Here is a 25132-nt window from a genome sequence, read left to right on the forward strand (position 1 = left end):
TCGATTTCAGGCGCTGAGCAATCAATCTGATTACCTCAGCGCTTTTTTATGTTAAAACATAGTCATAATAATGATGAATCTCAGGTGATTTGTGAGTCTCTTTCAAAATATCATTATCATCGTACTGCTTATCATCGGAGCAGGCTTTTTATCTTTAACTGAAATTGCACTCGCTGGTGCCAGAAAAGTTAAGCTAAAAATTCTAGCTGAAGCTGGTGAAGAACGTGCTCAACAAGTACTAGATTTACAAGAACAATCTGCTGACTTTTTTGCAGCCTCTCAAATTGGCCTGAATGCAGTTGCGATTTTAGGCGGTATTTTGGGTGAAGCTGCTTTTCGTCCTTATTTCGTAACTTTAGTTGACCGTTTCTACGCAGGCCCTTGGACACAAACGATTGGTTTTGCCCTATCCTTTACTTTAGTGACATCACTCTTTATTTTATTTGCCGATCTTATGCCAAAACGTTTGGCTATGATTGCACCCGAAAAAATTGCAATTAGTGTTATTAATCCAATTCAGGTTTTTATTAAGGTTTGTAAACCTTTAGCTTGGGGAATTAACGCAATTGCCAACCTGCTATTCCGTTTATTTAAAGTGAATACAACTCGAGAAGATAACATTACCTTTGATGATATTTCAGCAGTAATGGATGCAGGTGCTCAAGCAGGCGTACTGCAAAAACAAGAACATCACTTTATCGAGAATGTTTTTGAATTAGAAGAACGCAACGTACCTTCCAGCATGACAACACGTGAAAATGTTGTTTATTTCACCTTAAATGAACATGAAGATAGTATTCGTCAAAAATTAGCAGAGTATCCTTATTCAAAATTTTTGGTATGTAATGAAAATATTGATCAGGTCATTGGTTACGTCGACGCCAAAGACTTTCTTGTTCGTATTTTAAATAATCAATCTCCAACGCAATTGAATGAAACAACCATTCGTACTGTCCTGATGATTCCGGACACCTTAACCCTATCAGAATTACTTGATCGCTTCCGCTCTACCAAAGAAAAGTTTGCGGTTGTTATAAATGAATATGCGCTTGTCGTGGGGGTTATTACCTTAAGCGATATTATGATTACGGTTATGGGCGACTGGGTAACCCCAATTGAAGAAGATCAACAAATCATCAAACGTGATAATAACTCATGGTTAATTGATGGCAGCACACCAATTGATGACCTAAGACATGCACTTGAAATTGATGAAATGCCTGATGAAGAAAATTATGAAACATTAGCAGGCTTCATGATGTACCGCCTACGCAAAATTCCACGTCCAGCAGATTTTGTAGAATTCGGTGGCTACAAGTTTGAAGTAGTCGATGTCGATAATTTTAAAATTGACCAACTCCTTGTAACTCGAATTTTAGAACAAAGCGAAGTACATTCATCAATTGATGAAAACTGATTTATATTAATTTAAATACCTCACAATTTTATGTGGGGTATTTTTTTAATCTAAATAAATTTTTCAAATATATGTAATAATTATTTTAGATCTATAAATTCAATTTGCTCTTTTAATCTAAAAATAATATTATTTAAATTATCACTTACATTAAATCTTAAATACTGAAAAATAATAGAATAATCTATATATCGCAATTAACATGAAGCGATTAGATCCCCATTTACATTGCCATCAAACTTATGTAACTTAGCTCAAAGCAAGCCTTTAAATGGTTCTTCTTCTCATTTCAACCATCAAACTACATATAATTTTAAAAAATATCATATAATTTTTATTTTTATAAAACCTTTATAATCCATTATAATGAATTACATTTATTATATGCTTACTATAATCTTAATATATATATTCAGTATTTCGTCCAAATATACCTATCCAACTGAATATATATTAACCAAATAAACTAAATATATTATTTGTCTTTTTAATAAAAATTAATAAGAATAACCAAGGTCAGAGTTTTGAATAAACTTGTTCAGTAAAACTATAGGCAAAGGATTGATTGTATGCTGACATTACTTGGTGTTGGCATGATTTTGTGCTTCATGTACTTAATCATGTCCAAACGTTTAAGCCCTATTATTGCTTTAATTCTCATCCCATTTATTTTTTCTCTTATTGCTTGGGGCCTAGGTCACTACTTTGAAAGTTTGAGTCACATTGAACTTAAAGGTCTCAGTGAGATGATGCTAGAAGGCATCAAAAAATTAGCGCCAACTGGCGTAATGCTTTTATTTGCAATTTTATATTTTGCCTTAATGATCGATGCAGGTCTTTTCGATCCACCGGTTAAATGGATTTTGAAAAAGGTTAAAGGTGATCCTTTAAAAATCACAATGGGAACCGTGTTCTTAACTACAATGGTTTCTTTAGATGGTGATGGCTCAACAACGTATATGATTTGTGTAGCTGCAATGTTGCCACTTTATCAACGCTTAGGAATGAATACACTCATCATGACTGCACTTATGCTGTTATGTAGCGGTGTAATGAACCTAACACCATGGGGTGGCCCTACAGCTCGTGCTGCAAGCGCCCTGCAAATTGACCCAAGCCATATTTTCGTACCAATGATCATTCCTATGGTCATTAGTATTGGTTGGTTATTTTTCTTGGCGTACTTATATGGTCGTTACGAGCAAAAACGTTTAGGCGTTATTGAGCTTGAAACTCACCATGGCGACAATATTACTGTATCGAAAGATCCTGAAGCGACCCGCCCACATTTACGTAAAGTAAATATGGTGCTTACCATCCTTCTTATGATTGCTTTGATCAAAGGCATTTTGCCTATGTCTGTGTTGTTCATGATAGCATTCTGTATCGCAATGCTCATTAACTACCCAGATGTTGATATGCAGAAAAAACGCATTGCAATGCATGCAGACAGTGTCTTAGCTGTTGTGGGCTTAATTTTTGCAGCAGGTATTTTCACAGGTATTTTATCTGGTACAGGTATGGTTGAGGCGATGTCTAAAGAGTTTGTCGCAATGATTCCTCCAAGCATGGGTCCATACCTTGCACCAATCACTGCTTTAGTGAGTATGCCTTTGACATTCTTTATGTCAAATGATGCTTTCTTCTATGGCGTTTTACCTATTCTTGCTGAAGCCGCTTCACATTATGGTATTAGTGCAGAAGCGATTGCTCGCGCTTCGATTGTAGGTCAACCTGTACACTTGCTATCACCTCTTGTTCCATCAACCTATTTGTTATGTGGTCTTGCTAAAGTCGATTTTGCCGACCATCAAAAGTTCACTTTAAAATGGGCATTTATAACTTGTCTGGTATTGATGGGAACTGCTTTAGTGATTGGTGTTTTCCCACTCTTTAGCACGCTTTAATTATTCTTTCACAATAAAAAAAGCCCCAAACGGGGCTTTTTTTATTTCTCTACATATTTAATTAAGTGATCTAACACAATGTGAAAATGCAATGTAATGTCTTCTTCTAAAATTTTATAGGCATTATCGAATTGCACCATTGGCCAACCCTCTTTCCAAAATGGAAAAATATTGTGTAGGCCTTCGGTCACGATCGCGTCTTCACGACTAATCGCTTGAGCAACTTGAGCTAAAACCTGCGCGGTTTCTGCACCATCAATAGCTAAATAATCAAGACCATGTGCTTTAAAAATACGGATACGATCTTTTTTATAACGAATCTTTTTCGCCTGACCTGAATTCAAGCCTAATGCCAGCGTAGCAGCTTCTACAAACTTTTCTTCAAAGTTTGCATTCAATGCAACTAAAGCCTGTTTATGTGCTTCTTGACGCCCAGCTTTCCCCCCATTACGGATAATCTCATTTGCTTCCGTATCTAGCTTATCTTTTTTCATAGACTGTAAAATGTCTAAAATTTCGATATCGCTTAAAGATTCAGGAGATTGCTCAAACATAGGAGTCCTTATACATACAACTAAAGGCATATTCTCTCATAAAAGCACTACTAAAGCAGAGTAAAATTTTAAATAGCCTATTATCTTGACTATTTTTATAGTCCTAACTTCATAGACTACACTCATAAAATCAAATAACTCTTTGGTTATAATTTTAATTATTTGCTAAATTAATTTTACCCTGATAATATTATTTTACCCAGATAAAAATATGCGGCTAAAATGAATACTAAAATTACCTATACTGCTTTCACTGGAAGTACGCTTATTGCGAGTGACTCCCTAGTTGAACTTGCAAAAAAACTTAAAGATCTTCCGAAACCAACGGAAAATATTCTGATTTTTAACGATCAAACAGGTCAACAAATTGATCTTGATCTTTCTGGTTCAGAACAAGAATTTCAACAACGTTATGCTGAACCGGAAGAAATTAAAAAAGTTGGACGACCTAAACTCGGAGTAATTTCTCGTGAAATCACCTTACAGAAAAAACATTGGGATTGGTTAGATCAACAAAGTGCGAGTGCATCAGCAGTAATTCGTAAGTTAATTGATAAAGAGTTAAATAACCCAAATTCTGAAGGTAATATTATGCTCGCTAAACAAGCCATCGACCGTTTTATGTCTGCCATGTTGGGTAATATGCCAAATTACGAAGAAGCAACACGCGCCTTATATCAAGGCGATCGAGATATATTTTTAAAGATGATTCAGAGCTATCCTAAAGATTTAAGAGAATATTTAACTTTAAAAACTCAAAGTATTTTCTAAATCCAATAAAAAACCCGCTTACGCGGGTTTTTTCAAAATCAATTCAGCCTATTAAAGACGGACTAATGCAATAATTTGTTCAACCAACTCATCTACATTTTCAGTAGTAATGCTAGTATCAGTACCTTCAGCTACAGTAGTCAAAACAGTTACGCCAGTTTGACGGAGCAAAGCAACTTGTTCTTCCGTTAAATCAATTTTAGCAATAGCAACTACGCCTTGCTGAATTAACGAACTTTCGATGACTTGAGCTTGCTCGAGTGCTTTTGCAGAAACTTGAACTGCTGCTGGCTTTTGGCCCAAACGTGCAGCACGGTCTTCAGCAGTAACAGGATTACTATGCGCAGTCCACTCTACCGCAGACTCAACCATACCCGCACCAACCGTTACATTGCTTAAACGATCAATGAAAATAAATGAACCTGTGTATCGTGAATCTTGATATTGATCAAATACGACTGGTGCATCAAACTCAACAACAACGTCCGCAATCGCATTTAATTCAAGCTCTTCAACCTGAGTATGCTCAAGCGTATTCACATTCACACGATAGTGAATGTTAGTCACTTTGGCAGGAACAGTCTGTGTACCAATTTTAACGTTGTACAACTTACCCTTCACGAGCGGATGTTCATTCATCCATACCACTGAAGCACGAACACTGCGTGAAATTAATGGCTGTTCGCCAGCACGTACTAATACATTGCCTCGGCTAATATCAATTTCATCATTCAGGGTCAATGTAACAGCTTGACCCGCAACAGCTTGATCTAGATTTCCATCAAAAGTAACGATTTCTTTAACTGTTGAACGCTTACCTGATGGTAATGCAACAATCTCATCGCCAACGTTGATTTCACCCAAAGCAACAGTACCAGCAAAACCACGGAAATCGAGGTTTGGACGGTTCACATATTGAACAGGGAAACGGAATTCGTGTTTGTTTGATTCGCGACTAATTTCCACAGATTCAAGAATGCTCATCAAGGTTTGACCCTTGTACCAAGCTGTATGCTCAGAAGCATTTACTACGTTATCGCCATTTAAAGCAGAAATTGGAACAAACTGGATATTGGCTGGGCGACGATCACCTAATTGGTTTACGAAAGCATCATATTCAACCTGAATTTCGTTAAAACGCTCTTCAGAGAACTCAACTAAATCCATTTTATTAATAGCAACAACAATATTCTTAATACCAAGTAAACTTGCAATAAAAGTATGACGACGTGTTTGTGTTTGCACGCCATAACGCGCATCAATCAAGATAATTGCAAGATCAGCTGTTGATGCACCTGTTGCCATGTTACGGGTATATTGTTCATGCCCCGGTGTATCAGCAATAATAAACTTACGCTTTTCCGTTGAAAAGTAGCGGTAAGCCACATCAATGGTAATACCTTGCTCACGCTCAGCTTGTAAACCATCTACAAGTAATGCTAAGTCTGGTGCATCGCCCGTGGTTCCTACTTTTTTACTGTCACGTGTTACAGCTTGCAATTGATCTTCATAAATCAATTTTGAGTCGTAGAGTAAACGTCCAATTAAAGTACTTTTACCATCATCCACGTTACCGCAAGTCAAAAAGCGCAGAAGGTCTTTTTGTTCATGTTGCTTCAAATAGGCCAAGATATCTTGACTGATTAATTCTGATTGATGAGACATTACTCAAACTCCACAAATTTAGAAATTGTCTTAGAAATAGCCTTCTTGCTTTTTCTTTTCCATTGAGCCCGCTTCATCATGGTCAATCATACGACCTTGACGCTCAGAACTAGTGGCTAAAAGCATCTCTTGGATAATTTCAGGCAACGTATCCGCTTCAGACTCAACTGCACCAGTTAATGGATAACAGCCAAGCGTACGGAAACGTACAGACTTCATCTGTGGAACTTCACCTTCTTTTAAACGCATACGTTCATCATCAACCATGATTAACGTACCGCTACGCTCTACTACCGGACGAACAGCAGAGAAATAAAGAGGAACAATTTGAATATTTTCTAAATAGATATATTGCCAGATATCCAACTCAGTCCAGTTAGATAAAGGGAATACACGAATACTTTCACCTTTGTTCACTTTACCATTGTAAAGATTCCAAAGTTCAGGACGCTGGTTTTTCGGATCCCAACGATGCTTACTATCACGGAATGAATAAACACGCTCTTTCGCACGTGATTTTTCTTCATCACGGCGTGCTCCACCAAAAGCAGCATCAAATTGATATTTATCCAAAGCCTGTTTCAAAGCTTGGGTTTTCATAATATCTGTGTATTTTGAGCTACCGTGATCAAATGGATTGATTCCAGCTTCGCGACCTTCTTTGTTCTGATGAACGATTAAATCAAAGCCATGCGTTTTTGCCATGTTATCGCGAAATGAAATCATCTCTTTAAATTTCCACCCAGTATCTACATGTAATAATGGGAATGGAAGTTTAGCTGGGTAAAACGCTTTTAACGCAAGATGAAGCATTACCGCAGAGTCTTTACCAATTGAGTAAAGCATTACCGGATTTTCAAATTCAGCAGCAACTTCACGGATAATATGAATGCTTTCAGCTTCAAGTTGCTTGAGATGTGTGAGTCTTGATTCAGTCATGAACACGTCCTTCTCTATCCATTTTGCCCATAAAATCTAGAAGTGGTATTAAACCACCACGTAGAAGACCATGTGGAGGAACGAGTGCCATAACAACTCCAATTTTTCGTGATAAATAATCCAACCACAAGCCTTTATATGGCTTATAGCATTAGTTATGCATTATAGTGATTTAAAACCGATTCCTTTTGCTTGTTTTTTCATATTGATATTCGATTTCATCATATACATATAATATGCTGATTCACTTGCACAACTTTGCAATCGTAGCTTGTGCAGCCAACTTAAGCAAATCATGTTCTACTCTTTAGATTTCTCTAAAAACCATAAAAAAAGAGAAGCTTTGATAGCTTCTCTTTTCTAAAACATGATCTACTCTTAGAAACCGAACATTTTACGTTCTAATGGAATTTCAATACCAATAGATGCGCCCGCGTCATTACCTTCTAGATCAGAATCGCTAACCCAGCCATTAATTTTTAATGGAAGATCAGGTTTGAGGTAATGCGTCCAAGTTAAGTCAAGTGCTTTAATTTCATCGTCTTTAGGAAATGCTTTATTGATTGCCAAGTTAGATTGATTCACTTTAACCACCATAGCACGACCACTTAAACGGTTCATTACATCAAAGCGGATATCACCACCCACTGAGTACATTTGTCCATCACCACCCATCGCGTGGCCTAATGGGTAACCATGTTGGTAATAACCATCTTTATAAGTTGAATGCGCATAAGAGATACCTCTTACATCACCATTCGTACGCGTATCCGCCCATTCTGCATAAAGTTGATAAGGCAAGTTATTGTAGCTAGATGAATAGTCGACACCTGCTAAGTACATTTTCTTAGAAGGTAAACCGCCCGCTTCATCTTCACCTACATATTGTCCATATATACTAACTGGAACTTGGAATAGCGGTTGTAATAATAAACGGCCGTCGAAGCCAGCAATTTGGTTTGATGGATCTGCTTCACCAGTTCCGCCATTATCTTTATTGCCGACAAATGCATCCCACAAAGAACTAAAACTTTCAGGACGTCCATCACCACCCCATTGAATAGCACGCGATGCGCCTAACTCAATATATGGCAATGGTTGTGCAGTTACACGCAAGCCAATTAACTTAGCGTCAGGAACTGCTTTATAGTCATCTAATTGACCAGCAAAAGCTTGATATTGCCAAGGTCCAATCCAAGATAACCATTTTGTATCAAAAGCATTTTGCACAGCACGTTGTGCCGTTACACCATAAACTGGGCGGCTAGCATCACCACGAATTAAGCTACCATCATGCCCAGGACCCCACCATGTTGGAATTTGACCCGCAACTACCCACTGATTCCAAAGTTTACCAGCGACATATGAGCCTTCAACATTCACATCTTGCCCATTATCAATTTGTGGGTCTTTTTCTGCATTTACTCGGATTTTTGCATCCCAGTTTTCACCACCTGCATTAAACTCTAAAGAACCTTGATATTGAGCTTTTTGATTATCACCGAATGCTTGTGGAATATTTTTGCTATCAGTTTCAGCAAAAGCGCCCACTTTAACCGTATTGTTATCTGCTTTTAATGCATCAAGAACTGAATTAATAACTTTTTGTTGAGCTGGATGCGTCACTTGTGCTTGAGAGAGTGCTCTCTGGATTTCATCACCACTTAATGGCCAAGTTGAGGTGCTAATCTTGATAACACCTTGTTGATTCAACCAATTTAAGTCTGTACGTAAGTCCTCATTATTTAGCACTAAACCTTGTGCAAAAATAGCGGATGAAGCAGTTGCCAATATTGCAATCGAAAGTGTTTTTCTTAGAAACATGCCAGCCAATTCTCAAAGTTATTTATGAGCAACACCTTAAATTTTTTATCACAACTTTGCAATTGTTAAACTGTGCAATTACATTTTTTAACGCTATCTTAAGATTAGTGTAGATAGGTAAGTTTTTGAGATATATAAGTAATAAAAAAGGCAGTATAAATACTGCCTTTTTTTGCCTTTAGAAGATTAACCTTCTTTACGGCGCATGTGTGGGAATAAAATTACATCACGAATACTCGGTGCATCGGCAAACAACATTACCAAACGGTCAATACCGATACCTTCACCAGCTGTAGGAGGTAAACCATACTCAAGTGCTTCAACGAACTCTGCATCGTAATGCATTGCTTCATCATCACCAGCATCTTTCTCTGCAACTTGGGCTTGGAAACGCTCAGCCTGATCAATTGGATCGTTTAACTCGCTGAAACCATTTGCCAATTCACGACCACCGATGAAAAACTCAAAACGATCAGTGACATGTGGATTGTCATCATTACGACGAGCCAGCGGAGATGTTTCAGCTGGGTATTCAGTAATAAATGTTGGCTGACGAAGTTTAGTTTCAACTGTTTCTTCAAATACGATAGTTTGAAGCTTACCTAAACCAAAACCAGGCTTAACTTGTTCTTTTAATTCTTCACGAATGAATTGAGCAAGAAACTCACGGTCGCCAACATTTTCTGGCGTAAACTGTGGGTTATTCTCTAAAATCGCATCAAACATAGAGATTTTCTTGTATGGCCCTTTGAAGCTAAACACTTCACCTTGGTAAGGCACATCAGTTGTACCTAAAATATCCAAGGCCAATTTTTCAATCATATTTTCAGTTAATGCCATCAAGTCTTTATAGTCAGCATAAGCTTGATAAAACTCGATCATCGTAAATTCAGGATTATGACGTGTTGAAACACCTTCATTACGGAAGTTACGGTTAATTTCAAACACACGTTCAAAACCACCAACAACCAAACGCTTTAAGTAAAGCTCAGGTGCAATACGCAAGAATAATGGCATATCCAAAGCATTGTGATGTGTTTCAAACGGACGTGCAGATGCACCACCCGGAATCACATGCATCATTGGCGTTTCAACTTCCATGAAACGTTCATTGTTTAAAAATGCTCGAATTCCAGCAACGACTTTGGCACGGATTTCAAAAGTTTTACGTGTTTCTTCATTCACAATTAAGTCAAGATAACGTTTGCGATACTTAACTTCTGTGTCATTTAAACCGTGAAATTTATCTGGTAACGGGCGAAGCGATTTTGTAAGAAGTTCAAAACCTTCAAGGTGAACATATAAGTCACCTTTTCCTGAGCGTCCGATATAACCTTCAGCAGCAATAATGTCACCAAGATCTAAACCTTTAATGGTCTCAAGAATATCTTTTGGTAAACCTTTACGGTCAACATATAACTGAATACGACCTGTCATATCTTGAATAACCATGAAAGATCCACGGTTTAACATGACACGACCAGCAATTTTTACATAAACATGCTCAGCGCTTTCAATTTGTTCTTTCGACTGATCTTTAAATTGTTCTTGTAGATCAGCAGCGTAGTGTTCACGCTTAAACGTATTCGGCCAAGGACTCTTTCCAGTTTCCTTCGCAATATCTTGGATTTGCTTTAATTTGGCATGACGCTGTGCAATTAAATCGTTTTCGGAAATAGTTGGTTCAGAAGTCGATTGATCGTTTTGTTGCGTCATCTCTGCCTCGATTAAGTAAAAATTAAGTGCTATATCTTAACAGATTGTGGGAGTTTTTCGAATGATTTCAATCAAACAAAAATGAAAAAAGACAATTTTATAAAACCGAACACTACTTTTTAAAGGCAAAATGACTTAGACCAATCGCTAAGATCATTTTTTAAAGCATTTAGTAAAATATAAAAAAATCCAAATAACCTCGATATTCAAAAGGCCCTATTTACCTTTTATTTTATCAATGAGATTGTGTCGTAAATAATGAAAATTCTATTTTTACATGGCTTGGATTCTTCGCGTGAATCGACAAAGTTCCATGCCATTTTACATCCTGAAAAATTTTGTATTGACGTCGATTATCGTAACTTAAGTTATGCATCTGTTGAGTACTTTTACCATCAGGTTATTCAGACGATCAAACCAGACTTATTGGTAGGCCATAGCATTGGAGGCTATTGGGCGCTAAAAACTGCTGCTCAACATAAATTAGCTGTTATTGTGGCGAATCCAAGTCTTACACCTAACTTTCGGGCTGACTATCCTCAACTTTCTGAAGATGAACTCACTCTCTCTAACCCTAAAATGGCTTATTTAGAGTTAGGAGATGAGCAACTTGATATGTATCACGTTCAAGAAAAACTTGCCCCTTATATGAATATTGAAACTTTTGAAGGTGGACATCATCGTTTGGCCTATCCTTCGCGACTTAATGATCTCATTATGAAAATTTATAAAAAATATTTGGCTTAGATTTATATAGTTTGATTTTTGAAAAAACGGTTTTATACGTAAATAAACGAAGCTCTATTTTGCTTCTGCCATTTTTTTAACCACCTCAAAACCTTGAACAAAGCCACTTTTCAACATGCCCATATATTCAGGTAAAGTGGCCAATTCAACTTTTAGAGTGGTTATATTATCTTTTTGGGTTAGAAAATATTTTTCTAAGGAACCACTCCACCCTTTAACCTCTTCACTTTCTAAATCTTCCTTACCCTCCTTGATCATTCCTAAATGTTTAAAAATTAATATTTCCGGTTTTTGCATTTGTTCAATCGTAGAAACCATGCCATTTCCTTCACCGTCAAGAAAATAAGTTTTACCACCTACTTGCCAGTCGGTACGCATGGAGGAATCTGGCGCAAAGAATTTCGTCCATGCGTTATATGTCTCGCTATTCCAAAGTATGTCCCATACTTTTTCTATAGGCGCCTCAATTTCCACTTCATATACTAAATTTTCCATATTTCACTTCCCTGATTTATACCGTCTTAATGACAGCAAATTTTAATTTTGGGTTTTAATAATGACATTCTGTCACATCATAGTTTGTTGTTATTTAGCTTTCGTATGAGATGAATCTTTTAAATTATAAGGTGCTCTTTATTTCAAGATATTTTCATCAATAAAATTAATTTTAAGAATGCATTAGTTATTATTAGTTTATGGCGAAGTTTTGCCTAAATAACCACTTATTTGTCCTAACCTGCCATTCATCTTTGCTTACGAATGATTAAACTCCGTTATTTACTTTACTTTGAATGTAGAACTGCGTAAAAATTTGATATCCGATCAAAGGCACATTGGTTATTATTGACCGGATCGTAGTTACATTATTAATAGATGGAATAGTTTTACTGAAAGGCAGCTTTGAGCAAACTTATCAGTGCGGAGAGTCTCATGAAAAAATATCAATGTATCGTTTGTGGATGGATTTATGACGAAGCGGAAGGTTGGCCACAAGACGGCATTGCAGCTGGAACAAAATGGGAAGATATTCCAGATGACTGGACTTGCCCTGATTGCGGCGTTTCAAAAGCTGACTTCGAAATGATCGAAATCTAAGAACGTAAAGTAAAAGGCCATGATCGACATGGTCTTTTTTACGAATATTACTAATCACCGTATTAAATAAATAATTCTAACTCTGGAGAAAAAAATGCATCCTATCGTCATTATCGGATCAGGCATGGCGGGTTATACCTTAGCACGTGAGTTCCGTAAGCTTAGCCCAGAGCAAGAACTTGTGATGATTTGTGCGGATGATGCAGTGAACTATGCAAAGCCAACATTATCAAATGCATTTGCAGGTAAAAAAGCACCTGAACAAATTCCTTTAGGCGATGCGACAAAAATGGGTACTCAACTCAATATGCGTATTGAGCCTTTTACCTTTGTGAAAGAAATTTTAGCTGAACGCCATGAGCTTGTTCTTGAAAAAGATGGTGTAACTTCTCAGCAACCCTATTCAAAATTGATTTTAGCCGTGGGTGCTAACCCAATTCGCCTTGCAATTGCAGGTGATGGTAGCGATGACATTCATGTTGTGAACTCACTCATTGATTACCGCGCTTTCCGTGAAAATCTAGCTCAGCGTAAAGACAAACGTGTTGTTATTTTGGGTGCAGGTTTAATTGGTTGCGAATTTGCCAACGACTTACTTCATAGTGAATATGACATCACTGTCATTGATTTAGCACCGCAACCATTAGGTCGTTTACTTCCATCACATATTGCTTCTGCTTTCCAGCAAAACCTTGAGGAAGCTGGAGTGAAATTTGCACTCGGAACAACCGTTGAAAAAGTTAGCAAAATTAATAATGGCGAAGATTATGCGATAACACTCGCAAACGGACAAACACTGGTTGCAGACCTTGTTCTTTCTGCGATTGGCCTACAGCCAAATATTTCAGTTGCTCAAAGTGCAGATATTCAAACGAGCCGTGGAATTATTACCAATAGTTTACTGGAAACAAATCAAGCAGACATTTATGCAATTGGGGATTGCGCAGAGGTAAATGGTACTTTACTTCCATATGTAATGCCGATTATGCAACAGGCTCGTGCTCTCGCAAAAACACTCAGTGGGCAACAAACTGCTGTGCACTACCCTGCTATGCCAGTTGCAGTAAAAACGCCAGCTGCTCCACTTACAGTTTTACCAGCTCCGGTTGATGTAGAAGTGAACTGGGAAACAGAAGAGTTCGACGATGGTATGCTTGCCAAAGCAATTGACAATGAAGGAACATTGCGTGGTTTTGTATTGTTAGGTGCAACCGCAGGTAAACAACGCTTAACTTTGACAAAGCTTGTCCCAGATCTTATTCCAGCCCAAGCATAAGGTTTGTATCAGGAATACTCACTTAGAGAGTATTCCTTTAAGGAATGAATAACATGAATAGCGCCTTACAGTTTAACATTTCACCTTACACATCTTTCATGCAAGAAACCAAAGTCAACTTAGGCAATGGAATTGAATTACATGTAGAAGTAGGTGGAAAACCAGAACATCCAACCATTTTGCTGATTATGGGCCTTGGTGCTCAAATGCTTTTTTGGCCAGATTTCTTCTGTAAATCGCTGATTGATCAAGGATTTCGTGTTATTCGTTTTGATAACCGTGATATTGGCCTTTCTTCAAAAGTACGTCACGAGGGTAACCGATTAAATACCGTCAAATTGATGGGCCGCTTTGCACTGGGGCTAACTAATCAGGGTGCACCTTATACTCTGCATGATATGGCAGACGATGTATCTATGCTCATTGATCGTTTAGGCGTGAACAAAGCGCATGTGATTGGTGCATCAATGGGTGGGATGATTGCTCAAATTCTTGCAGCAAAATATCCAGAAAAGGTTGAGAAATTAGGGCTCATGTTTACAAGCAATAACCAGCCTTTTTTACCACCACCTTTTCCGAAACAACTTTTGAGTTTAATTGGCAAGCCCGAGTCACGTGACGAAGAAGGGATTGTTAATCATAGTTTAAAACTATTTCAATTGATTGGTTCACCTGGTTATATCAACCAGATTGAAGCAATACAAACTGCGCGTAAGCTTTATCAACGTAGCTACTATCCTGCTGGTGTACTTCAGCAGTTTTTAGCAATATTATGTACAGGCTCCTTACTACAACTGGACCGTGAAATTAAGCAACCAGCTTTAGTCTTACATGGCTCTCGCGATCGCTTACTCCCCCCTAGCCACGGTAAGGCTGTAGCAAAAGCAATTTCCGGTGCTAAGTTTGAATTAATTGATGGAATGGGGCATGATATCCCTGCACATTTTATTCCACAGCTTAGCGGTTTATTTGCGCATCATTTTAAATCATCAGACTAGGACACTATGGCTGCATTACCCTCACTAAGACAGCTATCATATTTAGTTACGTTGTCGGAAACTTTGCATTTTACTGAAGCAGCACGCCGCTCTTTTGTCACTCAATCGACGTTATCAGGCGGCATCATGGAGCTTGAACGGTTATTAGGTGGCGTTCTGGTAGAACGTGATCGTCAGAATGTGCGTTTAACACCTTTAGGTGAACAAGTCGTTGCTCGTGCCCGTGTACTACTAGCAGATGCTCAAGATTTAATGCGTTTGAGCCGTGAAATGAGTGAGCCGTTAACGGGTGATTTGCATTTGGGTGTTATTCCAACCATTGCACCTTTTATCCTGACACGCTTACTTAATGAAGTGCATCAGCAGCTACCTAAAATTCAGCTACATTTGCATGAAGCACAAAGTGAAAAAATTGTAGAGCGTCTAGAACACGGTAATCTAGACATGATCGTTCTTGCTTTACCGTTCGACACCAGAGGTCTAAAAATCGCTGAAATTTCGAAAGAAAATTTGTACCTTGTATGTAGTAAACAAGATACGAATGCTCTTCAAGCAAACTCTCTAGATGATCTTGATTTATCAAGACTAATCTTGCTTGAGGAAGGCCACTGTTTACGTGACCACGTTTTGAGTGCGTGCCCTATCGGTGAGCGTAAAAACGACAACCGTTTAAAAGCAAGCTCTTTACCAACGTTAGTGGAAATGGTTTCTTCTGATTTAGGCTTTACGCTTTTACCAGAAATTGCAATTGAAAATAGTATGATCAAGTTTAATGATCAGATTACTGCAAAACCAATTGAAGATGCACCGAGCCGCACTTTAGCGCTAGTAACTCGTAAAAGTACACCATTACAAAGTGAGTTCGATGTATTACTGCAAATTATGCAGAAAATTACAACCAACTTACACGCATAAAACATGTATAAAAAAAGGAGTCTTCGGACTCCTTTTTATTTTACTGTGGTGTTAAAGATGCCCACTTAAACACCCAAGCAGATGGCATATTCAAACTATTATCAGCAATAATTTTCTCTCTAATAATTTGTGCTATAGCATAGTCATTTGCAGGGTCTACCATAACTCGTATTCCTTTAGTGGTTGCACTGGTTACAACCTTGTACCCTTTCGCTTCTAACCGTGACTGAACTGTACTTGCCTTATTTTGATTAGCTGCCAATGCAACTTGTACCATCCATTTCTTTTCACCATTTTCCAAAATTTCTTTAGCGATCGCTGCATCAAGTTGCTTTTTATTGTCAAAATTTTTCTTTTCTTCTACTTTCTTTGTGTGAACATCTTCAATTTTCTTTGGGGCTAATAACTCATCTTGTTTTGGTTTTCTTTTTTGGATGACTATTGTTTTATTTTTTTCCCCACTTTTTTTCGCTTTATCATTAGAAGGATTTACAAAATAAGGATACATCGCTTGATCATCAAATCTTTGAAATACGATGATATCCCCATAACACTTCTGATCTGCATAGGCGGTCACTGGTATTATCCCCAAAAGTATTTTAATAAGTAAACTTCTAATAAAGCATTGCATCTTATTCATTTACCAAAGTTAAGTATATTTAATGCGCCGTATTAAAGTAGATTTTTTGTGATTTGTATATTTTTAAAATTCAATGTTTTATGTAAAAAATCACATATTTTAAAAACATATTGCAGTGCTTCAAATTATTGTTGTTTATCCAGCAACCATTTAGAAAAACTAACTAAATTACTTTGAATTTCAGTTAATTAAAAAAAGCCGACAAAATGTCGGCTTTTATTTAATCTTGAGAGTTCATTATTTAATGATTTCCAATAATGCCCTTTGAGCATTATGCAATTTTTCACCCTCTGCTGGCTCAGCACGAATCCAAGTACCGTCACCTTGTAACAGCCATGCCTGTTGATTATCTTGTAAGTAGTTCACCAAACCTTGTTGATAAATACGTTTTTTCAACGCAGGGTCTTCAACAGGGAAACACGCTTCAACACGATTAAATAAATTACGGTCCATCCAGTCTGCACTTGAACAGTAAATACGTGCATCACCATTATTACTAAAGTAATAAACGCGAGTATGCTCAAGGAAACGTCCTACAATTGAACGCACTCGAATATTCTCTGATAAGTTAGGCAAACCCGGACGTAAACAACAAATCGAACGGATAATCAGGTCAATCTGAACACCCGCCTGAGAAGCTTCGTACAATTTATTGATTAACTGAACTTCGGTTAACGCATTTACTTTAACAATGATTTGGGCTTTACGGCCTGCTTTAGCATTGGCAATTTCTTCATCAATAAAGTTAATAAGCTGAGCATGTAAGGTAAATGGTGCATGTAATAGCTTTTTCAATTTCGCCATTTTGCCCATACCAGTCAATTCTTGGAATATACGGTGTACGTCTTCACACAGATCTTTATCTGTGGTCATGAGTCCATAATCTGTATAAATTCGAGCATTCATCGCATGGTAGTTACCTGTTCCTAAATGAACGTAACGCACCAGTTTATTATTTTCACGGCGTACCACCATGATCATTTTGGCGTGGGTTTTATAACCAACTATGCCATAAACAACGACTGCTCCAGCCTCTTGTAAAACGTTCGCTACTTCAATGTTGGATTCTTCATCAAAGCGAGCACGTAACTCAATGACTGCAATAACCTCTTTTCCATTACGAGCCGCTTCAGCTAAAATTTGCACAATTTCAGAATCAGCACCACTACGATATAGCGTCTGTTTGATTGCTAATACTTGCGGATCACGTGCAGATTCGCGTAGCAATTGAATAACTGGCGCAAAAGATTCAAACGGATGATGCAGTAAAATATCCTGTTTTTGCATTGCCGAGAAAATACTCTCGGTCTTTTTAAACACTTTAGGCACAACTGGCGTATGCGAGTCATAACGCAAATGAGGACGTTTAAAATTTGAAACCAGACGAGCTAAATTTACCGGACCATCAACTTTATATAATTGCTCATCGGTTAAATCGAACTCTTCAAGTAAGTACTCATAAATATGCTGTGGGCAATTATGGGTTACTTCCAAGCGAACGGCACGACCAAAACGGCGTGAACTTAATTCACCTTTTAATGCTTTAGCTAAGTCTTCAACATCTTCATTTAATGCCAAGTCTGCATTACGTGTAACGCGGAATTGGTAACATCCTGTTGCTGTCATTCCTGGGAATAAATCAGATACATGCTCATGAATAATTGCCGATAACATCACATGATGTTCTTTACCACCCGTTAATTCATCTGGTAGTCGTACAACGCGAGGCAATGAACGTGGTGCAGGTACAACAGCCAAATCAATTTGACGACCAAAAGCATCTTTACCTTCAAGAGTGATAATGAAGTTCAGGCTTTTATTCACAAGGCGAGGAAATGGATGTGCTGGATCTAAGCTAATTGGTGTTAATACAGGTGCAACTTGTTCCTGAAAATATTTTTTTACCCAAGCAGACTGGGCTGGAGTTAATTCACCACGACGTAAGAAGCAAATATCTTCTTCACGTAGCTTAGGTAAGATTTGCTCATTTAAAATACGATATTGACGCTCAATCGCAGCATGAGCAGTTTCAGAGATTTTTTGTAAGACCTGTCTTGGCGTAAGACCATCTGGGCTACGACTCTCATTACCTAGAGAAAATTGCTCCATCACTCCGGCAACACGAATTTCAAAGAACTCATCGAGATTACGTGAAAAAATGAGTAAGAAATTCATTCGCTCAAGTAAGGGATGTAAAGGGTCTACCGCTTGTTCCAATACACGCAAATGGAAGTCAAGAATAGACAATTCACGATTGATATAACGGTCATTATAACTATATTCTATTGGGGTCGTTGTTGGTGTAATCGCTGTATTCATGTCTAACTCAATTCTCTATCCAGCCAAAATCTCTATAAACCAGTATGCTGCAAAAATATGACAATTTGGTAAAAACTAAAAAATTAACACATCTTTAAAACAGCATTATTCAGGAATCTGGGTGCTATTCATATAACGTAAAATAACGCGTTTTCTATATTGTAGTTTATGATCGTTGCGGTGATCTTGATAATATTTCGGATCAGGCAATAATGCGGCTAAGAAAGCAGCTTGTTCACGCGTTAGGCTTTTAGCACTTTTACCATAATAATGCTGAGCGGCTGCTTCAATACCATACAGATTTTTGCCGAATTCAACCGAGTTCATATACACCTCAAGAATTCGGCGCTTTGACCACATGCGCTCCATCATCCAAGTCGCGACTGTTTCTTGACCTTTACGAATAAACGAACGCTTATTGTATAAAAACAGATTTTTTGCCAATTGCTGAGAGACTGTAGAACCGCCAGCAACAACTTCACCCTCTTCATTATTTCGCTCAAGGGCAAAACGAATACCCTGCCAGTCAAAACCATGATGATGGATAAATTTTGCATCTTCACCCGCTAAAATCGCATGTTTGAAATTGTCGCTAATATCATCATAATCAAGCCACTTATGGATGATTGGCTCTGATGTATCAGACCAATAATCTATTCGCATGAACATGGTGGTGTCCACTTCATGTGTCCGCCACCAGACCAAACTCGAAAAAATCCAAAGTTGAATAAGGAGAATCGCCCCAATAAAAATTAACAACATGCGAACAATAAAAGCTTTCATGTTCGTCCTGATCTCCTGTATTCAACTTTTTTCATGTTAAGCTGTAAAGCATGTTCATATATAACAAAAGCATAGCATGACTCAATATCAGCCTCCGCACATTAATCGTAAACTCAATGTACAAAATTGGTGGCTGACTGCCCTACTCATCACAATCAATGTAGGTTTGTTTGTCTGGCAAATTGTATCTGGTGTCGATATTAGTGACCCAGCCATGAAAGATGCCATTCATTGGGGAGCTGATTTTACACCACTTACTTTTTCTGGACAGCCCGAACGTTTATTTACCAGCATGTTCTTTCATTTTGGTTTAGTTCATCTCATGCTTAACATGTGGGCCTTGTATATTTTCGGTAATGTTGCTGAGTCACTATTTGGTCGCTTCTATTTTATCGGGATGTACTTACTCGCTGGCTTATTTGGTAGCCTTTTAAGTAGTTATATGACGATTCAAAATGGACATGAATTGCTGCAACATTTTGACCAGAGCTTGCTTCCGCATGTCAGTGCAGGCGCTTCGGGTGCTGTGATGGGATTAGGTGCTGCGTTAACAGTGCTTTCTTTATTTCCACCGCTACCTCATCAAGCCTACATACTCGATAAAAAAGCATTATTAATGATTATGGCAATCAACCTTATTTTTGGTTTTGTCGCAACGGGAATTAATAATGCCGCACATATTGGCGGCATGATTATTGGGGCATTTCTTGCGCTGATGTGGTACTTAAGTTATGTCAGAAAATTTAAAAATACGCTCAAACTTCTAGGCTTATTAGGAGCAGTTGTAATTACAAGTGGTTTTTATATGTACTGTGTACAACTCAACTCACCTTTACTTCCTTTATGGCATGAAATCATCATCCAGAATCCTGACATTATTCCTTAAGCTACAGCTGGTTTAGTTCTCTTAAGCTTTGTAAAGGTGGTAAGTTGCAAAGATAGCCTAGTCGATAACGGCCTATCAGGGCACAAACCAGCATCATGCCAATTGGTAAAATCATCCATATTTCAACATGCCACTGTATTGCCATATTCATTTTATAGCTTGCAATAGCACTAATCACTTCTGCAAAACAGCAGGCAACTATGCCTGCTAATAATCCTAAAAATCCAACTTCAAGACTGAGCATCTGTTTCATTTTATTTTTAGACAATCCAAATGAGCGTAACAAAGCAACTTCACGGCGTCGCTCATCCATTAATAAGTTTAAGCATGCAATCAGTACTAAAACCCCAGAGAAACCCACCAAAGCCGCCAGCACGGTCACAATTTTCACTAAAACATTCATTAAACGCTTTACTTCATCTAAAATTCGATCGACGTCAATAAATACCGTATTCGAAAATTGCTGAATGATATTGATCATTTTGGGTTGGTCTTGCTTAGGCACATAAAAACTGCCTAAATAACTTCCAGCATTTTCATCTAAAGTTTTCGGTGAAAAAATAAAGAAAAAGTTAGGGCTAAAGCTTTCCCATTCTACACTTCGAAAATTAACAACTTTGGCCTGTAAATTGCCTTCCGGCAAGCTAAAGGTAAGCTTATCTCCAATTTGAATACCAAGGCTTTCAGCCGTTTTGTTTTCAACAGAAACTTGCCCTACACCACTAAACTGAGCTTGACCCTTTGTAATGGCATTGTCATTCGGTAATTGATTAGACTGAGTTAAATTTAACTCACGACGTAAAGAGCTATTTTGTTTTATAGCCTCTTCTGAAAAAGGTACATCATTCTTCGCTAGCAATCGGCCACGGATATTTGGATATAACGGCGTGCTTTGCCAACCATTTTGTTTCAACTGTTGTTCAAAAGCTTTTAAATCAAATGGAGGCAAACCATAAACAAACTGATTAGGTGTTCCTTCTGGGAGTTGTTGCTGCCAACGTTCTAATAAATCAGCTCTTAATACACTTAACACTGTAATAAGGCTTAATCCTAAAGCTAGAGCAGTAATCTGTAATGCACTTTGGGAAGGAGAACGAATATAAAAAGACAAACGATTTTTCATCTTTTTTAGGCTACGAAGCAATAACCAGACAGCGGTGTAAAGCAAAATACAAAGAACGATAATCGCAGCCAAAACCATAATGCTGAGCATCAAGTTTTCACTCAACACCAAACTAAAAACGATCAGGCTACTAATGCCGGCAAAAAACATAAAAAATAATGATTTTCGAGATTTTGCTTGTTCACGAATAACACGAATTGGGGGCGTATTTAAAAGCTCCCAAATGCTTGGCAAAATAAATCCAAGCAAAACAATCACGCTCGTAAAAATGGCGATTGGCAAAGGCCCAAGTAAAAGTGGTATTACCGAAAAATTTAATTCCAATTGAGGAATCAATTGCAACATGAGTTGAAGCAGGCCATAGCCCAATATCAGCCCCAATAAGCTTCCTATAACAATCGAAATCGCACTAACAACACAAAGTAATCCAATATATGCCAATAAAATTTGGAATTTACTTCCCCCTAAACACCGGATGAGCGCAATGTGATCTTGGTTTTGTTGGACATATCGTTGGCTCGTTAAAGCGATGGCAATACCACACAATAAAATCGTTAAAATATTAGCCAATTGCAAAAAGGTATCAAGGTTTTCAAGTGGACGTAATAATCTGCTATTCGACTCACTTGCATCGCGTAACCGTAAACCCGCTGTTTCATCTAGATCTTTAATGGTTTGATGTTGTTGTTTAAACTGCTTAGCAAAAGTCTGTACCTGTTCTGGTTTACCCGCCATTAATAAACGATAGTCAATTCTACTGCCTGTCTGAATTGCATGAGTTTTAGCAATATCAGATTGATGGATAATAACCGTGGGAGAAAAGCCTGAGAAACCTAACTCTTGATTTGAATCACGTACAATCACACCACTAAAACGAAATGTACCATCCGCAATAGAAACAGCATCACCCAGTTTTACTTTTAATAAATCTGCCGCCCTTTGGCTTAACCACACCTCACCAGACCTAATTCCTTGCGTAGTTGGTTCAATTTCAAGCTGGCCTCTTAGTGGAAATAAAGGCTCTATCGCTTTCACGTTGACCATGACAAACTGATCTTGTGTATGGGCCATAGAACTAAACATAGTGACATTGGTTTGCTTGAAACCAAGCTGCTCTGCTCTTTTTTTCCATGACTGTTCTATCGGTTCGTTATTCGACAGAACTAAATCAGCACCCAACATTTGCGAGGCTTGTAAACTGACAGCATTTTTAACTTGGTCATTGCTAAACTTCAGAGCGGTTGTGGCACTAATCGCAAGTGAAAGAGCAATAATGAGTAGATATAGACCACCCGTGCGGAAACTTTGAAGTAAAAGTGGTTTGAGAAGATTACGCATCATTTAACCACCCTGTACTGTCTTTAATCGGCCATCATCTAACTCAACATGGCGCTGACAAAGGCTTGCTAAGTTACGGTCGTGTGTAACCAAAATAAGGGTTGTACCTAACTCTCGATTTAAATCAAAAAGTAGATTTTCAATTTCTTGAGCTGTTTGACCATCTAGGTTTCCAGTAGGTTCATCTGCAAAAATAATTTGTGGCTCTGCAATAAGTGCGCGCGCAATCGCTACACGTTGCTGTTCCCCTCCAGACAAGACTTTAGGAGTTTGCTCTACCTGACGACCAAGCCCCACTCGATGCAACCAATCTAACGCTTTTTTCTCTGCGGTTTTATAATCGAAATCTTTACGTAACCGTAAAGGTAACATCACATTTTCAAGTGCGCTCAACTGAGGCAAAAGCTGAAAAGACTGAAATACGAAACCAATATGCTGCATTCTAATTTGAGCGCGTTGTTCTTCTGTTAACTCATGTACTGCCTGACCACATAACCACACTTCTCCTTCAGATGGTTGATCTAAAGTCGCTAAAATTCCCAGTAAGGTCGATTTACCTGAGCCGGAACGTCCTGTAATTGCTACCTGTTCCCCTTCAAAAATCTCTAAATCGATATCTTTTAAAATCGTAAACTGATTTTGGTTGATCTGAATAGTTTGTGTAACTTGATGGGCAGCAATGATGGGTTGTGGCATGATGTGAAAAGTCCTATGTATTCAGAATCAGAGTCGAAGTACAAATGTATAAATCTTTTTTGATTGGTTCTAAAAGCATCATGCTCATCTCATTAAGTATGCTGCCCATGCTTGTATCGGCGAAAACTATTTTAATTTTAGGAGATAGTATTAGTGCCGGTTACGGAATTGATCCCAAACAAGGTTGGGTACAACTACTGCAAAAACGTTTAGACCAACAGTATCCCAAACAACACAAAGTGGTCAATGCAAGTGTTAGTGGAGAAACAACAAGCGGAGCTTTGGCACGATTACCTAAATTATTGCAGACCTATAAGCCAAATGTAGTCGTGATTGAATTAGGCGGAAATGATGGCTTGCGTGGGCAACCACCTCAAATGATTCAAAAAAATCTGGATCAGCTCATTCAATTAAGCCAAAAACAAAAAGCCAAAGTTATTCTTTTTGGTATGAAAATTCCGCCAAATTATGGGGCTGCATATAGCAAAGCTTTTGAAAATAATTATAAAGTTGTAAGCCAGAAATATCAGGTGAAATTACTTCCGTTCTTTCTAGATGGCATTGCTGGTCAAAAACAGCTGATGCAAAATGATTTGATTCATCCAAATGCACAAGCACAATCAAAACTACTTAATTTAGCTTTTCCATATATAAAAGGTGCCCTATAGGCACCTTTTAGTTTTAAATATTTTTATTATGATCAGAAATCAAAAAAAGTAACTTCACCAGTTTCTAGTGAATACTCTGCACCAACAACAATCAACTCACCTTTTGCGATCAAGCTTTCAAGGACACTTGAACCATGACGTAATTGATTTACCGAAGCAAAAACGTTTGAACGTACTGCATGACATGATAATTTTTTCAAATCATTTTTTAAGTCAGTTTGCATTAAAATTTCAACTGATGGACGAACACGGTTCACAATCGACATTAAGTTAGATGATGGTGGTTGATCAGGGTTCATTAACGTATCAATTGTCGCTTGAATCGCGCCACAATGGCTGTGTCCTAATACAACTACAACCGGACAGTCATAGCGTTCTGCTGCGAACTCAACACTACCGACTTGTGACGGTGCCACAACATTACCAGCAACACGAATTACGAATAAGTCACCAAGACCTTGGTCAAATACCATTTCTGCTGGAACACGAGAATCTGAGCAACCTAATACAATCGCAAACGGATTTTGATCCTTTGCCATTTCAGCGCGTTCATGATGAGATAAGGTTTTTGCAAGGGAAGTATTTCCATTTACAAATCGTTGATTACCAGCTTTCAGACGATCTAAAACTTCTTGCGCAGTAGGCATTTTATATTTCCATTGTTTTTTCAAGGTTGGAAATCATTTTAATGTGTCAAAATTTGAATGTCACTGACAAAAAATTAAATCCTTTCCCATGAAAAATTTTAAAAATACTTCCTCTATTTAAATGGAGAATTTACTGCACATTCACTGCTGTTTAGTGAAAAAATAGACATACTTTAGCAAATGGATTGACTATAATTTTCCTCCTTTT

At 37.9% G+C, this 25132-nt stretch carries 24 protein-coding genes; 11 read left to right on the forward strand and 13 right to left on the reverse strand.

Annotated features, from left to right (window positions below):
* Positions 1-91: 91 nt before the first annotated feature.
* Together HL290_RS09430 and HL290_RS09435 are read left to right on the forward strand one after the other, a co-directional pair.
* Positions 92-1417: a hemolysin family protein gene (locus tag HL290_RS09430; protein WP_003653027.1), complete on the forward strand. Its 1326-nt coding sequence runs from the start codon at positions 92-94 to the stop codon at positions 1415-1417.
* Between the two features lie 569 nt (positions 1418-1986).
* Entirely contained in the window at positions 1987-3324 is a 1338-nt protein-coding gene (locus tag HL290_RS09435) for a CitMHS family transporter (protein ID WP_005042217.1), read from the forward strand.
* Between the two features lie 41 nt (positions 3325-3365).
* Here the strand turns inward: HL290_RS09435 and HL290_RS09440 are convergent, their stop codons facing one another.
* Positions 3366-3878 (reverse strand): hypothetical protein, encoded by a 513-nt coding sequence (locus HL290_RS09440; RefSeq protein WP_198496293.1) that lies wholly within the window; start codon positions 3876-3878, stop codon positions 3366-3368.
* A gap of 222 nt (positions 3879-4100) precedes the next feature.
* On the opposite strand from HL290_RS09440, the gene HL290_RS09445 reads away from it, so the two are divergent.
* The gene (locus HL290_RS09445) at positions 4101-4649 is read left to right on the forward strand and encodes a DUF2239 family protein (protein WP_005042221.1); all 549 of its coding nucleotides are present in this window, start codon (positions 4101-4103) and stop codon (positions 4647-4649) included.
* Between the two features lie 51 nt (positions 4650-4700).
* Here HL290_RS09445 and cysN read toward each other — a convergent pair whose 3' ends face one another.
* The 5 genes from cysN to lysS all read right to left on the reverse strand — a co-directional run bounded on the left by cysN (position 4701) and on the right by lysS (position 10793).
* Complete coding sequence (gene cysN, locus HL290_RS09450; RefSeq protein WP_198496294.1) at positions 4701-6314, reverse strand: sulfate adenylyltransferase subunit CysN; 1614 nt, start codon at positions 6312-6314, stop codon at positions 4701-4703.
* A 30-nt stretch (positions 6315-6344) separates the two neighbouring features.
* Positions 6345-7253: a sulfate adenylyltransferase subunit CysD gene (cysD, locus tag HL290_RS09455; RefSeq protein ID WP_004641806.1), complete on the reverse strand. Its 909-nt coding sequence runs from the start codon at positions 7251-7253 to the stop codon at positions 6345-6347.
* Complete coding sequence (locus HL290_RS09460) at positions 7246-7377, reverse strand: hypothetical protein (RefSeq protein ID WP_080026499.1); 132 nt, start codon at positions 7375-7377, stop codon at positions 7246-7248. Before HL290_RS09460 ends, cysD begins: the two co-directional genes overlap by 8 nt.
* A gap of 254 nt (positions 7378-7631) precedes the next feature.
* Complete coding sequence (locus HL290_RS09465) at positions 7632-9077, reverse strand: capsule assembly Wzi family protein (RefSeq protein WP_198496295.1); 1446 nt, start codon at positions 9075-9077, stop codon at positions 7632-7634.
* 186 nt (positions 9078-9263) lie between these two features.
* Entirely contained in the window at positions 9264-10793 is a 1530-nt protein-coding gene (lysS, locus tag HL290_RS09470; RefSeq protein WP_005048373.1) for a lysine--tRNA ligase, read from the reverse strand.
* Positions 10794-11051: 258 nt separating this feature from the next.
* Here lysS and HL290_RS09475 point away from each other — a divergent pair, with 258 nt between their 5' ends.
* Positions 11052-11540 carry a YqiA/YcfP family alpha/beta fold hydrolase gene (locus HL290_RS09475; protein WP_045434567.1) on the forward strand — a complete coding sequence of 163 codons (489 nt, stop codon included), beginning with the start codon at positions 11052-11054 and terminating at the stop codon, positions 11538-11540.
* A gap of 54 nt (positions 11541-11594) precedes the next feature.
* Here HL290_RS09475 and HL290_RS09480 read toward each other — a convergent pair whose 3' ends face one another.
* A complete protein-coding gene (locus HL290_RS09480; RefSeq protein ID WP_198496296.1) occupies positions 11595-12035 on the reverse strand; it encodes an SRPBCC family protein in 441 nt (146 codons plus the stop codon).
* 435 nt (positions 12036-12470) lie between these two features.
* On the opposite strand from HL290_RS09480, the gene rubA reads away from it, so the two are divergent.
* From rubA to oxyR, 4 genes are all read left to right on the forward strand, one after another.
* Positions 12471-12635, forward strand: coding sequence for a rubredoxin RubA (gene rubA / locus HL290_RS09485; RefSeq protein WP_000760495.1), 165 nt, complete (start codon positions 12471-12473; stop codon positions 12633-12635).
* A 94-nt stretch (positions 12636-12729) separates the two neighbouring features.
* Positions 12730-13911, forward strand: coding sequence for a rubredoxin reductase RubB (gene rubB, locus HL290_RS09490; protein ID WP_198496297.1), 1182 nt, complete (start codon positions 12730-12732; stop codon positions 13909-13911).
* A 53-nt stretch (positions 13912-13964) separates the two neighbouring features.
* Positions 13965-14909, forward strand: coding sequence for an esterase EstB (estB, locus tag HL290_RS09495; RefSeq protein WP_198496298.1), 945 nt, complete (start codon positions 13965-13967; stop codon positions 14907-14909).
* A 6-nt stretch (positions 14910-14915) separates the two neighbouring features.
* Positions 14916-15824 (forward strand): LysR family transcriptional regulator OxyR, encoded by a 909-nt coding sequence (oxyR, locus tag HL290_RS09500; RefSeq protein ID WP_198496299.1) that lies wholly within the window; start codon positions 14916-14918, stop codon positions 15822-15824.
* 40 nt (positions 15825-15864) lie between these two features.
* On the opposite strand, the gene HL290_RS09505 is transcribed toward oxyR, so the two are convergent.
* The gene (locus HL290_RS09505; protein ID WP_198496413.1) at positions 15865-16455 is read right to left on the reverse strand and encodes an SPOR domain-containing protein; all 591 of its coding nucleotides are present in this window, start codon (positions 16453-16455) and stop codon (positions 15865-15867) included.
* A gap of 57 nt (positions 16456-16512) precedes the next feature.
* Between HL290_RS09505 and HL290_RS09510 the strand changes: the two genes are divergently transcribed.
* Positions 16513-16641 carry a hypothetical protein gene (locus HL290_RS09510; protein ID WP_198496300.1) on the forward strand — a complete coding sequence of 43 codons (129 nt, stop codon included), beginning with the start codon at positions 16513-16515 and terminating at the stop codon, positions 16639-16641.
* A gap of 60 nt (positions 16642-16701) precedes the next feature.
* Here the strand turns inward: HL290_RS09510 and ppk1 are convergent, their stop codons facing one another.
* Together ppk1 and mtgA are read right to left on the reverse strand one after the other, a co-directional pair.
* The gene (ppk1, locus tag HL290_RS09515) at positions 16702-18783 is read right to left on the reverse strand and encodes a polyphosphate kinase 1 (RefSeq protein WP_004641788.1); all 2082 of its coding nucleotides are present in this window, start codon (positions 18781-18783) and stop codon (positions 16702-16704) included.
* Between the two features lie 105 nt (positions 18784-18888).
* A complete protein-coding gene (gene mtgA, locus HL290_RS09520) occupies positions 18889-19566 on the reverse strand; it encodes a monofunctional biosynthetic peptidoglycan transglycosylase (RefSeq protein ID WP_198496301.1) in 678 nt (225 codons plus the stop codon).
* A 76-nt stretch (positions 19567-19642) separates the two neighbouring features.
* On the opposite strand from mtgA, the gene HL290_RS09525 reads away from it, so the two are divergent.
* Entirely contained in the window at positions 19643-20452 is an 810-nt protein-coding gene (locus HL290_RS09525) for a rhomboid family intramembrane serine protease (protein ID WP_198496302.1), read from the forward strand.
* A 1-nt stretch (position 20453) separates the two neighbouring features.
* Here HL290_RS09525 and HL290_RS09530 read toward each other — a convergent pair whose 3' ends face one another.
* Positions 20454-22913 (reverse strand): ABC transporter permease, encoded by a 2460-nt coding sequence (locus HL290_RS09530; RefSeq protein WP_198496414.1) that lies wholly within the window; start codon positions 22911-22913, stop codon positions 20454-20456.
* A 3-nt stretch (positions 22914-22916) separates the two neighbouring features.
* Positions 22917-23609 carry an ABC transporter ATP-binding protein gene (locus HL290_RS09535; protein WP_045434585.1) on the reverse strand — a complete coding sequence of 231 codons (693 nt, stop codon included), beginning with the start codon at positions 23607-23609 and terminating at the stop codon, positions 22917-22919.
* Between the two features lie 44 nt (positions 23610-23653).
* Between HL290_RS09535 and HL290_RS09540 the strand changes: the two genes are divergently transcribed.
* A complete protein-coding gene (locus HL290_RS09540) occupies positions 23654-24277 on the forward strand; it encodes an arylesterase (RefSeq protein WP_198496303.1) in 624 nt (207 codons plus the stop codon).
* A gap of 32 nt (positions 24278-24309) precedes the next feature.
* On the opposite strand, the gene HL290_RS09545 is transcribed toward HL290_RS09540, so the two are convergent.
* Positions 24310-24924 (reverse strand): carbonic anhydrase, encoded by a 615-nt coding sequence (locus tag HL290_RS09545; RefSeq protein WP_003653067.1) that lies wholly within the window; start codon positions 24922-24924, stop codon positions 24310-24312.
* Between the last annotated feature and the right edge of the window lie 208 nt (positions 24925-25132).

This window comes from Acinetobacter sp. AC1-2 (assembly GCF_016124155.1).
In the GTDB taxonomy this organism is placed as follows: Bacteria; Pseudomonadota; Gammaproteobacteria; order Pseudomonadales; family Moraxellaceae; genus Acinetobacter; species Acinetobacter calcoaceticus.

Bases quoted from the DNA above. Each gene is read 5' to 3' on its own strand.
- HL290_RS09435 (WP_005042217.1), top strand. From the start codon at position 1,987: ATGCTGACATTACTTGGTGTTGGCATGATTTTGTGCTTCATGTACTTA.
- HL290_RS09440 (WP_198496293.1), bottom strand. From the start codon at position 3,878: ATGTTTGAGCAATCTCCTGAATCTTTAAGCGATATCGAAATTTTAGAC.
- HL290_RS09445 (WP_005042221.1), top strand. From the start codon at position 4,101: ATGAATACTAAAATTACCTATACTGCTTTCACTGGAAGTACGCTTATT.
- cysN (WP_198496294.1), bottom strand. From the start codon at position 6,314: ATGTCTCATCAATCAGAATTAATCAGTCAAGATATCTTGGCCTATTTG.
- cysD (WP_004641806.1), bottom strand. From the start codon at position 7,253: ATGACTGAATCAAGACTCACACATCTCAAGCAACTTGAAGCTGAAAGC.
- HL290_RS09465 (WP_198496295.1), bottom strand. From the start codon at position 9,077: ATGTTTCTAAGAAAAACACTTTCGATTGCAATATTGGCAACTGCTTCA.
- lysS (WP_005048373.1), bottom strand. From the start codon at position 10,793: ATGACGCAACAAAACGATCAATCGACTTCTGAACCAACTATTTCCGAA.
- HL290_RS09475 (WP_045434567.1), top strand. From the start codon at position 11,052: ATGAAAATTCTATTTTTACATGGCTTGGATTCTTCGCGTGAATCGACA.
- HL290_RS09480 (WP_198496296.1), bottom strand. From the start codon at position 12,035: ATGGAAAATTTAGTATATGAAGTGGAAATTGAGGCGCCTATAGAAAAA.
- rubA (WP_000760495.1), top strand. From the start codon at position 12,471: ATGAAAAAATATCAATGTATCGTTTGTGGATGGATTTATGACGAAGCG.
- rubB (WP_198496297.1), top strand. From the start codon at position 12,730: ATGCATCCTATCGTCATTATCGGATCAGGCATGGCGGGTTATACCTTA.
- estB (WP_198496298.1), top strand. From the start codon at position 13,965: ATGAATAGCGCCTTACAGTTTAACATTTCACCTTACACATCTTTCATG.
- oxyR (WP_198496299.1), top strand. From the start codon at position 14,916: ATGGCTGCATTACCCTCACTAAGACAGCTATCATATTTAGTTACGTTG.
- HL290_RS09505 (WP_198496413.1), bottom strand. From the start codon at position 16,455: ATGCAATGCTTTATTAGAAGTTTACTTATTAAAATACTTTTGGGGATA.
- ppk1 (WP_004641788.1), bottom strand. From the start codon at position 18,783: ATGAATACAGCGATTACACCAACAACGACCCCAATAGAATATAGTTAT.
- mtgA (WP_198496301.1), bottom strand. From the start codon at position 19,566: ATGAAAGCTTTTATTGTTCGCATGTTGTTAATTTTTATTGGGGCGATT.
- HL290_RS09525 (WP_198496302.1), top strand. From the start codon at position 19,643: ATGACTCAATATCAGCCTCCGCACATTAATCGTAAACTCAATGTACAA.
- HL290_RS09530 (WP_198496414.1), bottom strand. From the start codon at position 22,913: ATGCGTAATCTTCTCAAACCACTTTTACTTCAAAGTTTCCGCACGGGT.
- HL290_RS09535 (WP_045434585.1), bottom strand. From the start codon at position 23,609: ATGCCACAACCCATCATTGCTGCCCATCAAGTTACACAAACTATTCAG.
- HL290_RS09540 (WP_198496303.1), top strand. From the start codon at position 23,654: ATGTATAAATCTTTTTTGATTGGTTCTAAAAGCATCATGCTCATCTCA.
- HL290_RS09545 (WP_003653067.1), bottom strand. From the start codon at position 24,924: ATGCCTACTGCGCAAGAAGTTTTAGATCGTCTGAAAGCTGGTAATCAA.